This is a genomic window from Pseudomonas sp. B21-028 (assembly GCF_024749045.1).
Taxonomy (GTDB): domain Bacteria; phylum Pseudomonadota; class Gammaproteobacteria; order Pseudomonadales; family Pseudomonadaceae; genus Aquipseudomonas.
In genome coordinates this window covers 1,738,505-1,752,257 of sequence record NZ_CP087184.1, presented here as the reverse complement: position 1 = coordinate 1,752,257, position 13,753 = coordinate 1,738,505, and the positions used below count along the sequence as shown (strand labels likewise).

The 13,753-nt window shown below is 60.7% G+C and carries 12 protein-coding genes; all 12 read right to left on the bottom strand.

Annotation, left to right across the window (positions count from 1 at the left end; translation table 11 throughout):
• Nucleotides 1-10 precede the first annotated feature (10 nt).
• On the bottom strand, nt 11-1,318 hold the full coding sequence (gene flgJ, locus LOY35_RS07985; protein WP_258631859.1) for a flagellar assembly peptidoglycan hydrolase FlgJ: 1,308 nt from the start codon (nt 1,316-1,318) through the stop codon (nt 11-13).
• A gap of 10 nt (nt 1,319-1,328) precedes the next feature.
• A complete protein-coding gene (locus LOY35_RS07980; protein WP_258633500.1) occupies nt 1,329-2,414 on the bottom strand; it encodes a flagellar basal body P-ring protein FlgI in 1,086 nt (361 codons plus the stop codon).
• Nucleotides 2,415-2,459: 45 nt separating this feature from the next.
• Nucleotides 2,460-3,155, bottom strand: coding sequence for a flagellar basal body L-ring protein FlgH (flgH, locus tag LOY35_RS07975; RefSeq protein WP_258631858.1), 696 nt, complete (start codon nt 3,153-3,155; stop codon nt 2,460-2,462).
• Nucleotides 3,156-3,207: 52 nt separating this feature from the next.
• Entirely contained in the window at nt 3,208-3,993 is a 786-nt protein-coding gene (gene flgG / locus LOY35_RS07970) for a flagellar basal-body rod protein FlgG (protein WP_024778628.1), read from the bottom strand.
• Nucleotides 3,994-4,042: 49 nt separating this feature from the next.
• Nucleotides 4,043-4,780 carry a flagellar basal body rod protein FlgF gene (locus LOY35_RS07965; protein ID WP_003199043.1) on the bottom strand — a complete coding sequence of 246 codons (738 nt, stop codon included), beginning with the start codon at nt 4,778-4,780 and terminating at the stop codon, nt 4,043-4,045.
• 173 nt (nt 4,781-4,953) lie between these two features.
• Nucleotides 4,954-6,105, bottom strand: coding sequence for a dTDP-4-amino-4,6-dideoxygalactose transaminase (gene rffA / locus LOY35_RS07960; RefSeq protein ID WP_258631857.1), 1,152 nt, complete (start codon nt 6,103-6,105; stop codon nt 4,954-4,956).
• Nucleotides 6,106-6,156: 51 nt separating this feature from the next.
• Nucleotides 6,157-6,834, bottom strand: coding sequence for a metallophosphoesterase (locus LOY35_RS07955; protein ID WP_258631856.1), 678 nt, complete (start codon nt 6,832-6,834; stop codon nt 6,157-6,159).
• Nucleotides 6,815-7,792 carry an ATP-grasp domain-containing protein gene (locus tag LOY35_RS07950; protein WP_258631855.1) on the bottom strand — a complete coding sequence of 326 codons (978 nt, stop codon included), beginning with the start codon at nt 7,790-7,792 and terminating at the stop codon, nt 6,815-6,817. The genes LOY35_RS07955 and LOY35_RS07950 overlap by 20 nt, the downstream gene beginning before the upstream one ends.
• Entirely contained in the window at nt 7,789-8,637 is an 849-nt protein-coding gene (locus tag LOY35_RS07945) for an NAD(P)-dependent oxidoreductase (protein WP_258631854.1), read from the bottom strand. The genes LOY35_RS07950 and LOY35_RS07945 overlap by 4 nt, the downstream gene beginning before the upstream one ends.
• On the bottom strand, nt 8,634-9,362 hold the full coding sequence (locus LOY35_RS07940; RefSeq protein ID WP_258631853.1) for a bifunctional 2-polyprenyl-6-hydroxyphenol methylase/3-demethylubiquinol 3-O-methyltransferase UbiG: 729 nt from the start codon (nt 9,360-9,362) through the stop codon (nt 8,634-8,636). The genes LOY35_RS07945 and LOY35_RS07940 overlap by 4 nt, the downstream gene beginning before the upstream one ends.
• Nucleotides 9,363-9,407: 45 nt before the next feature.
• Nucleotides 9,408-12,944, bottom strand: coding sequence for a glycosyltransferase (locus LOY35_RS07935; protein ID WP_258631852.1), 3,537 nt, complete (start codon nt 12,942-12,944; stop codon nt 9,408-9,410).
• Nucleotides 12,945-12,995: 51 nt separating this feature from the next.
• On the bottom strand, nt 12,996-13,697 hold the full coding sequence (locus LOY35_RS07930; RefSeq protein WP_258631851.1) for a WbqC family protein: 702 nt from the start codon (nt 13,695-13,697) through the stop codon (nt 12,996-12,998).
• Nucleotides 13,698-13,753 lie beyond the last annotated feature (56 nt).

Sequence of the window (13,753 nt, the reverse complement as noted above, 5' to 3'; positions counted from 1 at the left end):
GGTTCAGACCTTATAAAGTCGTGGTGGCGCCTGCGGATGCGTAGTTCTGGGAACTGGTCATCTGCCGGGCTATATGCGAAATCTTGCTGGCGTAGTGCGGATCGGTGGCGTAGCCGGCCTTTTGCAACTCGCGTACAAACTGTTCCGGGTTATCGGCCGACTTCAGCACAGCTTGATAGCGACTGTTGCTTTGCAGCAGATTGACCAGGTCATGGAAGCTGTCGCGGTACGAGGCGTAGGAACGGAACTCGGCCGTCTCCTTGACCATCTCGCCATTGCGGAACTCACTGGTGATTGCCCGCGCCGAATCGCCCTTCCAGTTCTGGCTGGCCTTGATGCCGAACAGGTTGTGACTGCTGCTGCCGTCGGGTTGACGCATGACCGATTTGCCCCAACCGGTTTCCAGGGCAGCCTGGGCCACCAGGTAACGTGGATCGATGCCGATGCGGGCCGCCGCTTCCTTGGCCATGGGCAACATGGCGTTGACGAATTCGTCGGCATCGCGGAAGGCTTTGCGGGCCGGCGCCAGCGGTGGCTGTGCCACGGCGCGACCATAGACCTGCATGTCACCGCTCGACCCGGAGGCCTTGAGCGCGGCCAGCCAGTCGCCATTGGCCATTTCGCCGGAGGCGGACCTGGCAGCGCTGACGGCGCGATCCGAGCGGATGTGCTGGGCCGGCGCATCGGTACTGGCGTCGGTCGATGCCGACGGCACCAGCCCGGCCAGCAGGCGGTCCGCCAGTTTCGGCGGCAGGGCCAGGCGACGCTGGTTGAGCAGCTCCATGTCGTTGCGATGACTGCCCTCGCCCGCCCCTTGCGGTGCGTTGACGGCCCGCGAGGCCCAGAGCGGACGCTGGCCGCTCTGGCGCGACAAAGGCCCGTTGGTGGGCAATGTTCCGGCGGCCACCGGGGTGGGCACCGCCTTGACCTTGTCCAGCGCCTCTTGCTGTTTGGCTGCCGACGCAGCGGCCGCTTCGCCCGACGCCAGCGGCTTGTTCTTCGACATCTGGCGCAGCAGGACATCGGCCAGGCCGATGCCGCCACCCTCGCGAGACATGGAAACGGCCAACTGCTGGTCGTACATTTCCTGATACTGCTTGGCTTCAGGCGTATTCATGGGGTTGTCCTTGCCCAATGCCTCGGTGGCAGAGCGCATGGACTTGAGCATTTCGCCGAGGAACAGCGACTCGAATTCCTGGGCCACTTTGCGCAGGTTGCCATCGCTGTTCTTGTCGCCAACCTTGAGCTGGTTCAGGCGGTTCAGGTCCGAGTAGGAGCCCGAATCCCCACTGATCAAAGCGCCCTTGCGCATATCCATGGCCCGTTCCTCAAATCACAATCAGGTCGGCTTGCAATGCGCCGGCCTGCTTCAAGGCTTCGAGAATCGCCATCAGGTCGCCTGGTGCCGCGCCGACCTGGTTCACCGCCCGGACGATTTCATCCAGGGTAGTGCCCGGGCCGAACTTGAACATCGGCTTGGCTTCCTGTTCGGCATTGACCCGCGACCGGGGCACAACAGCAGTCTGGCCGTTGGACAGCGGGCCAGGCTGGCTGACGATCGGATCTTCGGTGATGGTCACGGTCAGGCTGCCATGGGTCACGGCGGCCGGAGAAACCTTGACGTTCTGGCCAATCACGATGGTGCCGGTGCGTGAGTTGATGATGACCTTCGCCACGGCCTGGCCCGGATCGACCTCAAGGTTTTCCAGGATCGACAAATAGTCGACCCGCTGGCTCGGATCAAGCGGCGCGGTGACGCGGATCGAGCCACCGTCGATGGCCTGGGCCACGCCTGGGCCGAGCATGTCATTGATCTTGTCGACGATGCGCTTGGCGGTGGTGAAGTCGAAACGGTTGAGGTTCAGCGTCAGGCTGTTGCCCTGGTTGAAACCGCTCGGCACCGCACGTTCCACCGACGCACCGCCAGGGATGCGACCGGCCGACGGAACGTTGACGGTGATCTTCGAACCGTCACGTCCCTCGGCGTCGAAACCACCGACCACCAGGTTGCCCTGGGCGACCGCGTAGACGTTGCCGTCGATACCCTTGAGCGGCGTCAGCAGCAAGGTGCCGCCGCGCAAGCTCTTGGAGTTACCGATGGACGACACGGTGATGTCTACCTGTTGACCGGGCTTGGCGAACGCCGGCAGATCGGCACTGATCGACACCGCCGCGACGTTCTTCAACTGGACGTTGCCGGAACCTGGCGGCACCTTGATGCCGAACTGCGACAACATGTTGTTGAAGGTCTGCAGGGTGAACGGGGTCTGGGTGGTCTGGTCGCCGGTGCCGTTCAGGCCCACGACCAGGCCGTAGCCGATCAACTGGTTGGAACGCACGCCGGAAATGCTGGCGATGTCCTTCAGACGCTCGGCATGAGCGGTGAAGGCTGCCGACATCAGCAACGCACCCATCAACAGCTGTTTGAGGTTCAACCGCTTAAGATTCAACTGGGCCACCTAGAAAGGGAACTTCGGGCTGAGGAAGAAACGGTCGAACCAGCCCGGCTGACTCGCATCGGCAAAGGCACCGGTACCCGAATACGTGATGCGCGCATCCGCCACACGGGTGGAAGGAACGGTGTTGTCGGTGGCGATGTCGTCGGCGCGAACCATGCCGGCGATGCGCACCAGTTCGTCACCGGTGTTGAGCGTCAGCCACTTCTCGCCACGCACGACAATGATGCCGTTGGGCAATACATCGGCGACGGTCACGGTAATGGAACCGGTCAGGCTGTTGCTCTGGCCAGACTTGCTGTCACCCTTGGTGGCCCGGTCGGAACCGTAACCGGCGTTGAGGCTCAGGTCGCCGCTGCCAATGGGATTGTTGGTGGTCAGGCTGGAGCCGAACAGCGAGGTGAGGCCGACACTGGTGTTGCTGGTCTTGTCCACCTGGGAGTTGGCGTTCTTGCTCGCCTGGGTCCGCTCGTTCAGGGTGATGGTAATGATGTCACCGACCCGGAACGCCTTGCGATCGCTGTACAGGTTCTGCTCGAAACCGGCCTGGTAGATCGAGCCATTGTTGGCGGCTGCCGGCAACGGCGTGCGCGGCAACACCGGAGCGTAGTACGGGTCATTGGGCCTGGGCGTTGGCGCGACACACCCCGCAAGCGCGGTGATCCCACTCAGTGCCAGTACAGATACAAAGCGTTTCATGACCCTACCTCTCGGTGTAGCAGGCGGCCTTGAAGCCGCCCTATAGAAGTGATTACAGATTCTGCGTAACGAACGAAAGCATCTGGTCGGCGGTGGAGATCACCTTGGAGTTCATCTCGTAGGCACGCTGGGTGGTGATCATGTTGACCATCTCCTCAACGGTGCTCACGTTGGAGGTTTCCAGGGTGTTTTGCAGCGTGGTGCCGAAACCGTTCAAACCCGGGGTGCCGATCTGCGGCGCGCCGCTGGCAGCGGTTTCCAGGAACAAGTTGTTGCCTACCGCTTGCAGGCCGGCCGGGTTGATGAAGTCGGCGGTCTGCAGGTTGCCGATCACCTGGGCGGCCGGGTTGCCCGCCACGGTGATGGACACGGTGCCGTCACGGCCCACGGTGAAGGTCTGGGCATCGTTCGGGATGATGATGGCCGGTTCCAGGGCGAAACCGCTGGCGTTGACGATCTGGCCATTGGAGTCCAGGTGGAACGTGCCGTCACGGGTATAGGACGTGGTGCCGTCCGGCTGCAGGATCTGGAAGAAACCGCGACCGTCGATGGCCATGTCCAGCGGCTGCTCGGTGGTTTGCAGGCTGCCGGCGGTGAAGTTTTTCTGGGTGCCGACAATGCGCACACCGGTACCGACTTGCAGGCCCGACGGCAGTTCGCTGTCCTGGGTCGACTGGGCGCCTGGTTGACGCTTGACTTGGTACAGCAGGTCCTGGAATTCGGCACGGTCACGTTTGAAACCCGTGGTCGAGACGTTCGCCAGGTTGTTGGAAATGGTGGTCAGGTTGGTGTCCTGGGCGGACAGACCTGTTTTGGCAACCCACAGAGCCGGAAGCATTCGATTCTCCTCGTACGCCTGATTTTCGGCGCGACGCTTTAATTAATGGTTAGATCTGCAAGACCCGAGCCATGGCCTCGTCGCCTTCTTTGGCGGTGTTCATCATTTTCACGTGAAGCTCGAATTGCTTGGCCAGGGCCAGCACCGAAGTCATCTCGTCCACAGCATTGACGTTGCTCGCTTCCTGGAACCCTGACACCAGTTGCACATTGGCGTCGATCGGTGCCGGCTGGCCGTCCTTGGTACGGATGGAACCGTCCAGGCCCTTGGTCATGTTCTTGAGGTCCGGGTTGACCAGCTTGATGCGGTCCACTTCAGCCATCACACGCGGGCCTTCGCCCATGGCGCGGATGCTGATGGTGCCGTCTTGGCCGATTTCGATTTTCTGCTCCGGCGGCACGGCGATAGGACCGCCATTACCCATTACCGGCATGCCGTTGCCGGCCCGCAGTACGCCCAGCGCGTCGACGTTGAGGCTGCCGGTGCGCACGTAGCTTTCACCGCCGTCAGGGTTCTGCACCGCCATCCAGCCCGGCCCGCTGACCGCCACGTCGAGGTCGCGACCGGTCTCAACCAGCGCACCCGGGGTGAAATCGGTGGCAGGCCGCTCGGACATGGCAAACGCCCGCGCCGGAAAGCTGTCGCCGAACACCGGCATCGAACGTGCCTGCTCCAGGTCTTTCTGAAAACCATTGGTGGAGATGTTCGCCAGGTTGTTGGCATGGGCCCGCTGCGCCAGTGCGTTCTGGCTGGCGCCGGTCATTGCCACATATAGGTACTTGTCCACTGTCGTTCCTCTGCATGCCGGACGTTTGCCGCCCACTGCTGTGTTGCACAGCTTCAAGCAATTTGCAGACCAACTTTTCTCTGGCGAGCCCAGGCCCGGAAAACAAAGGGTCCTGGGGATTCGGAGGGCATCACTGAATGGATCGAAGTCGAAAAACCGGCGGTGTTATGCCGCTAAGTGGCAAGGGTTGCCAAAGCTCCGCCGAGCACCTCGACCACCCGGTCTTGTTGATCCCTGGTCAGACCGAGCCATATTGGCAAACGCAATAGCCGCTCCGAGTAACCATCGGTAATCGCCATAGAGCCATGCACACGCCCATAGCGCGCTCCACCGGGGGATGAATGCAGCGGTACGTAGTGGAAAACCGCATAGATTGCCTGGTTCTTGAGCATCTCGAGAACAGTCTGGCGCTCCACACCTGGCGCCAAGAGCACGTAGTACATGTGCGCATTGTGCTGGCAATCGTCGGGAACGATAGGACGACGCAGCAGCCCCTGCCGTTCAAGTCCCGCCAGAGCAGCATGGTAATGCTCCCAGATCGCCAGGCGGCGTTGGGTGATGGCTTGCGCCTCCTCCAACTGAGCCCAAAGGAAGGCTGCAGTCATTTCTCCGGGCAGAAACGATGAGCCCACCTCTTGCCAGGTGTATTTGTCCACCTCGCCCCTGAAGAAGCGACTGCGGTCGGTACCTTTCTCCCGGATGATCTCGGCTCGCAGTGCCATGGCAGGATCATTGGCCAGCAAAGCCCCACCTTCCCCCGAGATCACGTTCTTGGTTTCGTGAAAACTGAATGCTCCAAGGTCCCCGATGCTGCCCAAGGCTCGGCCCTTGTAGGTTGACATCACCCCCTGCGCGGCGTCTTCGACCACCGCCAGCCCGTGCTTACGCGCAATGGCCAGGATAGTGTCCATCTCGCAGGCCACGCCGGCGTAATGGACGGGCACGATGGCCTTGGTCCGTGACGTGATCGCCGCCTCGATCAGGCGCTCGTCCAGGTTCAAGGTGTCAGGACGTACGTCGACGAAAACCGGCACCGCGCCACGCAACACAAAAGCGTTGGCCGTGGAAACGAAGGTATAGGAAGGCAGGATGACTTCATCGCCGGGCTGAATGTCCAGCAGCAAGGCCGCCATTTCCAGCGCAGCGGTACAGGAATGGGTGAGCAATGCTTTGTTGCAACCCGTGTGGGACTCCAGCCAGCGGTGGCACTGCTTGGTGAACGGACCATCACCGGCGAGCATGTTGCCGAACTTGGCCTGGGCAATGTAATCCAGCTCCTTGCCGGTCATGTACGGGCGGTTGAAGAGTATCGTTTCTTTGCTCATTGCAAACTTCCCTGGGTGGGCATGTTGATGGGTGGTGCGCAGCACAGCATCTCAAACCGCACTGATCCGCCCACCGATCTGGCTGCCGATATCAAGATTGTCATAGAAGTACGGGGTAAATCCGGCCCTCTTCATCGCCTGTTGAGCCTCAGCGATATCGTATTCAACCCGGTGCAGATTGAACGCTTCACCGTCCCAGGTCGCGAAACCTGCCCGGGGATCACCGTCACGTGGCTGGCCGACCGAACCGGGATTGCAATAGATCTTGCCCTCGTCACTCCACAAGTACTGGACATGGGTATGGCCTGATGCGAAATGCCGACCAGGCAACGGCGCGAAATACGCTTGCGAGGGGCGTACGTACTCGTCCAGCGGATCGTTCCAGCCTCCATGGACGATGCTCACTCCATCCTGGATCGAGCGCTCCGGAAGTGATCCCAGCCAGGCCAGATTCTGCGAAGTGATGACGCCCTGTTGATAGTCCAGGCACGCATTGGCGCTATTGGAACGAGGACAGCGCTCATTCCTGGCCAGGTACCAGTCATGATTGCCCATCACGGAGAAAATGTTTCGCTCGCGCAGAGCTTCGCAACACTCATTGACCTGACTGTAATAACCGGCCGTGTCACCCAGGCAGATAATTCGCGACACACCCAGCCCATCAAGTTCGGCAAGCACTGTTCGCAGAGCGCTGTAATTGCCATGTACGTCAGAAATGATCCCGATCATAGACAATGAAATCCTCTATATAACGAACAGCGAAACCACCGCGAACGGCTGGCTGGGCCGGTGTCGTGCCATCCAGGTAATAATCCAGGCACATAGCCGCCTCGTTGTAGCCAAATGCGCGTCGTATCGAACTGGTCGAGGAGATACGCGGATTGATCTCGAGCAGGCACCAGGCCCCATCGCTGCCACGACGAAATTGCAGGTTGGTCGGCCCCACCGGCTTGAAAGCGCGGCAAAGCCTGGCGACCGTCTTGTCCAGAGAGTCATCCTGATAAACCCAAGCCTTGGCCGTAGACCCGTCCGAGGCCAATTTGCGCTGGAAGGCGATCATCGGACCAGTATCGCCTCGACCGTCGCCAAACGCCGCTACCGTGAATTCATCGGCTGCACTGCCAATGATCGGCTGGGCCATGAGGTAGTCGCCCAGCAGGGCGGCGTGTGGCGTGAAATCACTCTCCTCGCGAACCCAGACCAGCCCTTTGGACGCGTAACTCCGGCGTGGCTTGAGCAGGAACGGCAGGCCCAAGGCCTCCTTGAGCGAATGAAAATCCCCCGACAGCAGGCTGGGAATACGGCTTGCGTCCCCCAGCGCCACCAGCGCCTGGTCCATTGCCCACTTGTCCTTGGAAAGGCCGATCAAGTGCCGATTGTTGAGCACGGCCTGACAATTAAATGTCGCCAGCAACGCTCGGTTGTCCGACAGCCAATGGACATCCTGCTCGATCCCGGGAATCAGCAGATCGACCTCGTGCCCGGCCAACGTATCACCCAGCCACTGGCCGTACCTCGGGTCAGCGGTCAAGGGAGCCTGGACGAATACATCGCTCCAGCCGCGACCGACAGCATCGTCGTAGATATCGGTGCCGACGAGCCGAACAGAGGGGTCCGCAGCACGCAGCGACTTGAGTAGGCCGTAGCCCATGATGGCACCTACGCCAGTCACCATGACAGTCTTCATGACAGGCTCTCCCGGTGCGCTCGCATCAATTCGAAGCCCCGGCGAATGTCTATTCGCGGGGTGAAACCAATTCGGTCATACAACTCATGCGCACAATCGAAGTCAGGTAGATCGGGGATGTCGCTTTTCTCCGGCAGGAAGCGCACAGCCGACCGCTTGCCAAACGCCTCGAATGCGGCCCGCGCAATCTCGGAAAGACGGGGGGATTCGGGATGGCCGCAGTTATACAATCCAGTTACACCTTTCTCCGCCAGTCGCGCGCAGACCTCGGCGAGGTCGCTCAGGTGCAGGTAGTTACGCCTGGCGTCGTTACTGCCATACAGCTCGACGGTTTGCCCCGCCTGCGCCTTGTCGGCGATGGCATATAGCAACGGTTGGTGAGGCCTGCATTGCTCGCCGCCATCGTAGACCTGGCTGATACGCAGGATCGTCAACGCCATGCCGCGCTCTTGGCAGTACAGGCTCGCCGCTTCTTCGGCATGGCGCTTGGACAGCGAGTAGATGCCGAAGTAGGGATCCGTCGGACGGTCGCAGGCCGAACGCGACGACAGCAGAATGAAATGACGCGCCCCGCATTGTTCGGCCAGGCGGCAGGCCGTCAACGTGCCGACACTGTTGACCAACTCGGCGCGAACCAGGTCATCCGGCTGGCGACCGCCGAAATCGGCAGCAGCGAGGACGACGATGTCGAAGTGCTCGTAGCAAGCGCAAGGCTCATGACTGCTCAAGTCAAAGGTAATATCGGCCTCGCGGCGCCCAGCCAACTTGACTTCGCCAAGGCGCGACAACGCAAGGACGACCGCCTTGCCAATGACTGATGTATTGCCGATCACCAGGCTTTTCATGACGGAGCAAGTGTCGCTTCAAGCATCAGTGCACAGCTGAGCTCCGGATAATCGATGCCCACGGTGCACATGGCCTGGACGATGTCCGCACTCAAGTTCAGTTGTTTCAATTGCCCGGTGGTGAAGGGCTTGAGGAAAACGCCTTCCTTGCGCACCACCTCAAGGCCGGCGGCTTCCAATTCGGCGGTCAGGGTCTGTAGCGAATAACTACGCACATGGCCCAGTTCCAGATCGCCACTGCCCAGCGCCATCATGTTATCCAGCAACCCAGCCGCATGACCGAACCGCCGATGCAGCGACTCGCCATTGGGAACCAGCACGAAGCAACGACCGCCCGGAGCAAGAAAGTGCTTGAACCTTTGCAGTACCCGCTGTGGATCTTCGACATGCTCCAGGACAAACCCCATCACGATGAGGTCGAAGCGCTTGTCGGTGTCGAATGTCTCGAAGTAGCTCTCGACGATTTCGGCCTTACTGTCTGGATACTGGGTCTTGAACTGTGAGATCACCGATGCGGAGCCATCGATGACCGTGTGTTCGCGGAAGAACTGCGAGAAACGATGTGTACTGAAACCATGGCCAACCCCGAGCTCCAGCAGGCTTTGCGCCTGAGTGCAGAGCGCCATGATGCGTTGGGGATACCAGTTGAGAATGATGTTGTTGTCATACGCATAGCCAAAGCTGTCGCTGTAGGCTGCAATGAAGGTATCAAGATCGTTACTCATGTCACGTGCACTCCGCAGGGCGGCAAAGGTAATAGTCAGTACGAATCAATCGGCCAGCCAAGCCCGTTGCCAGGCGTCCAGGCGTTCGCCTTCGAGCAGCCACTGCGCTCGCACGGTCGACTGCAAGGCGTCGCCCAGGGCCGCGGAGGCGTCACGGTCCTCCAGATGCATGCGAATCGCCTGGATCCAGTCTTGCGTCGCATTATTCACCCGTGTAAGCGGCAATACCTCGCCCCCGGTAAAGCCCAGGACGCGGCTGCAAATGACAGGATGGCCACAAGCAGCATGTTGCAGGACACGCAGGTCACCCGAACAGGCATTGCCCAGGCTTTCCGCCATGGGTACCAGCGCCAGATCCAGATTCAGTGCCGCCAGGACCTCTGCCAACTGCTGCTGCGCGACGGCGGGATGCTGCTCCTTCAGAAAAGGCTGCAATGACGCGGGGCAGTCACCCAGCACCACCCAATCTACTTCGCCAGCGAACGCGGGCAGCACGTCAGCCAGCAGTTGAGTATCCTTGCCGCCCAGCAAGCCCAGGCGCGGCTTGGTCCCCGTGCGTCGTTTGCCTTGTACACGCCCCCATGCGGCCGGCAACAGGGTTTCCAACACGCGGATGTCGTGGTGTTGGCCCTGCAACAGTTCGGCCAGCGCCAACGTAGGGACCAGCACGCGATCAACCTGCATCATCCCGAACTGCAGGCGCTCCAGCAGCTCATCGGCGGAGAAATCCCCCTTCAGCGCCATTTGCGGCAAGTAACCGTCCAGGTCGTAGACGGTGAACGCCTTGGAAAATGCCCTCAGACGACTCAGAGCCAGCAGCCCGGCGTCATCCAGGGGTCGTTGCAACACTACGGTTGCCGGCGCCAGGCGTTCGACCTCCACTGGCGACAGCAGACTCGACACAGCAGTGCCTTCGATGTGCCCCGCTTCAACCAATGCACTGAACGGCTGAACGAGTCGCGAATAAGCCCCCACCTGCTGTTCAGTGACACAAACCAACACCCTGGGCACGCTGCCCTGCAGCGGATACCAGCACAGTTCCGTGTTTTCCCGGGCAAAGCCCTCGCCAGCGCGCAGCGAAAAGTTGGTGTTGTAGGCAGGGTCGCGGGCCAACTGTGGCAACCAGCGCGCGAACAAGGCATCCTCCTGCTCACTACTCGCCGGGGCGTCTGCCACAGGGTCTATCAAGAGTCGAGCGTCAGGAGTCCAGACGTTCAGGTAGCCTGCCTGTTGCAGCTTCAGGCACAGGTCGACAGCGGTCCAGGGCGCCAGCAGCGGATTGGTGTCAAAGCCATCGGCCTCGAGGAAAAGCGCTCGACGCAGCATCAGGCATTCACCGCCCACTGCGGAGCAATTCTGCTCAAGCCCAAGTCGCCCCATGTAACCTGCGGCCTGAGATGAAAGGCCCTCAAAAGCTCGACCGGCAACGCCACCCAGCCCCAACACCAGGCCCGCCTGGCGTATGCGACCCTGGCTATCCTGCAACTTACCCCCCACGGCACCGACCTCCGGGCGCTGGGCGTGATTGAGCAACGCTTGCATCCACCCCGGCTCAAGCACAGCGCTTTGCGCATCGAGCCAGAGCAGATACTCGCCACGCGCCTCCTGCGCCGCCGCGTTGCACATGGCTGCACGAGACTGCCCCGGCATGAAACGCAGCACCTGGAAACGGCCTTCGCCCATCTCCTCGACCAACCCCAGCCACTCCAGCAGTGCCGGCTCGTCGTTGCCCGGCTCAATCAGCAACACCTCGAGGTCCACCGCGTCAGTCTGCACCAGCAGGCTTTCCAGGCAACGCTGAAAACTCCCCAACTGGCCTTCCAGGTAAATCAGAATACTGACCGAGGCCTGCCGCTCGTGGCCGTAGTCGATACGATAGCGACCCGACTCCAGTGCAATCGCTCGCGCCTGACCGTAGCCCCGCGTTTGCAGATGCGCATCAATGACCGCACGCTCATCCGCGCATTCCGACTGCCGCACCTCGTTGGCGATCAACAGCGGTTCGCTGACATGACCGACGCTCGCCACGCCCAGCTCGCTGATCAGGCGCAGTTGGTAGGCCAATTCGAAGGCGCTCCCACAGGCATTGTCGAAACCGCACAGGCGCACCAGCGCCTCACGACGGTACATCCAATGACGGGAAAGGCTGGCTGGAAATGCCAACAGCAAATCCAGATTCAAGTCGGGCCGCAACGAGAGGTCAACCACTCCGCCCATGCGCAGCGCCTCGTCGGCGTACACCGCCAGGCAACTGTCAGGCGCTTCAAGCAGATTCAGCGCCGTCACCAGCAGCCCGGCGGCGGTGAACTCCTCCCCTGCCTCAACCAGCATGAACCAATCGCTCTGGACATCCCCGAGCAGACCATTGATCGCTGTTGCCGGTTGCTTCGGATCACTCGCCAGCCACTGGACGTTAGCACGCCCCGGGTCAGCGTCTCCCATCACGCACACATGGATGCGTTGATACAACTGTCGATCCAGGCTGTCCAGGGTATGGGCCAGCGCCAGCTGATTACCGTCATCGCGGACCAGGACAGTGAAGCTCGGCGCTGCCGAATTTGCCAACCGCTCATTGATCAGACGCAATGGCTGCACAGAGGGGTAACGCTGGCGCAACCAGTCGAGCACACCCAGACGGTTGCCGACCGCTTCACGAGCGGCAGTCGCTTGGGTTTTCGCAATAAACACGTCCAGTTGCTGCCAGAAAGACGCAGTGCGCTCAACGTAACGCGGCAGGGCGTCGCCGAGGCTTGCTCGCGCACGTTGCAACGGGTCCGGCTGATCGAGCATGGCAAAGCCGACACTGCCGAAGAAACTAGTGTCGAGCAGCGGCTGGTCAACGCCATGGCCAGGAATGAATATCACCGGGCATCCACACAACACCGCCATGACGCAGGTCATCGACCACTCATAGCTGTACATCACCTCTGCATTGCGCAGCAGCTCGGCCAGCTCAGGCAGGGCCAACGGGTTAGCCATGCTTAGCAGGCGGATATCCGCGGGCAGTTGCGAGTAATCGATCTGATCCAGCGGATGGCGATTCTGGTAGAGATAGCTACCCTTGCGCACAGCTCCAGCACCCACCGTCGAGAACAATTCGACATCAATGGCCGGCAGGCACAACAAGTCACCGTCAGGGTCACCACGGTGTTCGGCGAGTCGGGCTGCATAATAGAAAAACAAGTCAGTGGGCGCGGCGTTCATGCCATTGCCCGTGAGGAAGCCCTCGAAATTCAGCAGAAAACGCGCCACGACCGAACAGTTGAGTGGATTGCCAGGGAACACCTCGGGGTACACTGCAATCGGCACCTTGCCCGCTGCCGTATGGCGTTGTCTGATCGTCGAATTGAGCAGCGGCGTCTTGAGTTCCGGATTGACCACTTCGGTGCCGCAGATATAGGCCTCACGACCACTGAGATTGAGCATGTGGCAGAGGTAGTGCAGCGAAACGACGCCCGATGACGATTCACGGTATGCAGGTGCCAGGAAGTAGTACGGATGTTCGGGCTTGGCATACATCAGCCGCAGACGCGCAAACGCCTGTTCGAGCGAGTGAGCGTCCAGCTGCGCAAGGTTCGACATCGGGTGCTATCTCCAGAATCAAATCAAATGGGGTGTCACTGCAACGTCCGCTCAGGCAGGCCTTCTCTGCAGAAAGGCCGACGCATCCGCACCGGTATTAAATAACAGGTCGATCACACTGACCGCGTGCTGGAAGTCGCCGTACACCTGCGGGTACTCGGGATAGCCGGCATAGCTCATATACGACACCGTTATCCCTTTGGCGGCGAACGCCGCCTCATCGAGGTAGTGACTGGCCGCAGGTCCCGAGAGGTATCCATCGGCACCGAGGGCCTGACACAGGTGGATCAGGCGCTCATTCTTGCCCTCCACCCCCCCCAGGTCCTCGGAGCGGTAAAGCGGCGTATGGATGCCTAGCAAGGGGCACAAGCCGGCGATAAACAGGTGGTTGATGTGCGTCAGGTGGGTGAGATCGGCAGCCTGCTCGTAGAGCGCACGAATCGGCGCCTCCATCTGGGCGAAGCACGGTGCGCGCCGGTAGCTCTGCTCAATGGTCTTCCAGTGCCCGGCGGCCCAATCCAGACTGTTGACCTGGACTTCGTTGATCAACTGGCCGAGACGCCCCTTCTTCTTGACCGGAATACTCAGCCAATGCTCACCTTGGGCAGTCTTTATCTTGTTACGGTTGCGCCAGTCACTCCGGGTGTACTGGACATCGTCGTACAGGATGAACGCATCGACGCTGCGGATCAGATCGAAATAGCCCTTCCAGGGAATATAGTTCGACTGCACCACTGCAATTTTCTTATGCATTCTGAATCTCACGTACGCAGCGGAAACCGGGGCTGAGCCCTGTCAAAAAGTCGCCA

Excerpts from the sequence above, each read along its gene's own strand:
- LOY35_RS07935 (WP_258631852.1), bottom strand. The coding sequence starts at position 12,944 with ATGTCGAACCTTGCGCAGCTGGACGCTCACTCGCTCGAACAGGCGTTT.
- rffA (WP_258631857.1), bottom strand. The coding sequence starts at position 6,105 with ATGAGCAAAGAAACGATACTCTTCAACCGCCCGTACATGACCGGCAAG.
- LOY35_RS07930 (WP_258631851.1), bottom strand. The coding sequence starts at position 13,697 with ATGCATAAGAAAATTGCAGTGGTGCAGTCGAACTATATTCCCTGGAAG.
- flgJ (WP_258631859.1), bottom strand. The coding sequence starts at position 1,318 with ATGGATATGCGCAAGGGCGCTTTGATCAGTGGGGATTCGGGCTCCTAC.
- LOY35_RS07945 (WP_258631854.1), bottom strand. The coding sequence starts at position 8,637 with ATGAAAAGCCTGGTGATCGGCAATACATCAGTCATTGGCAAGGCGGTC.
- LOY35_RS07980 (WP_258633500.1), bottom strand. The coding sequence starts at position 2,414 with ATGGGTGCGTTGCTGATGTCGGCAGCCTTCACCGCTCATGCCGAGCGT.
- LOY35_RS07940 (WP_258631853.1), bottom strand. The coding sequence starts at position 9,362 with ATGAGTAACGATCTTGATACCTTCATTGCAGCCTACAGCGACAGCTTT.
- flgG (WP_024778628.1), bottom strand. The coding sequence starts at position 3,993 with ATGCTTCCGGCTCTGTGGGTTGCCAAAACAGGTCTGTCCGCCCAGGAC.
- LOY35_RS07950 (WP_258631855.1), bottom strand. The coding sequence starts at position 7,792 with ATGAAGACTGTCATGGTGACTGGCGTAGGTGCCATCATGGGCTACGGC.
- flgH (WP_258631858.1), bottom strand. The coding sequence starts at position 3,155 with ATGAAACGCTTTGTATCTGTACTGGCACTGAGTGGGATCACCGCGCTT.
- LOY35_RS07955 (WP_258631856.1), bottom strand. The coding sequence starts at position 6,834 with ATGATCGGGATCATTTCTGACGTACATGGCAATTACAGCGCTCTGCGA.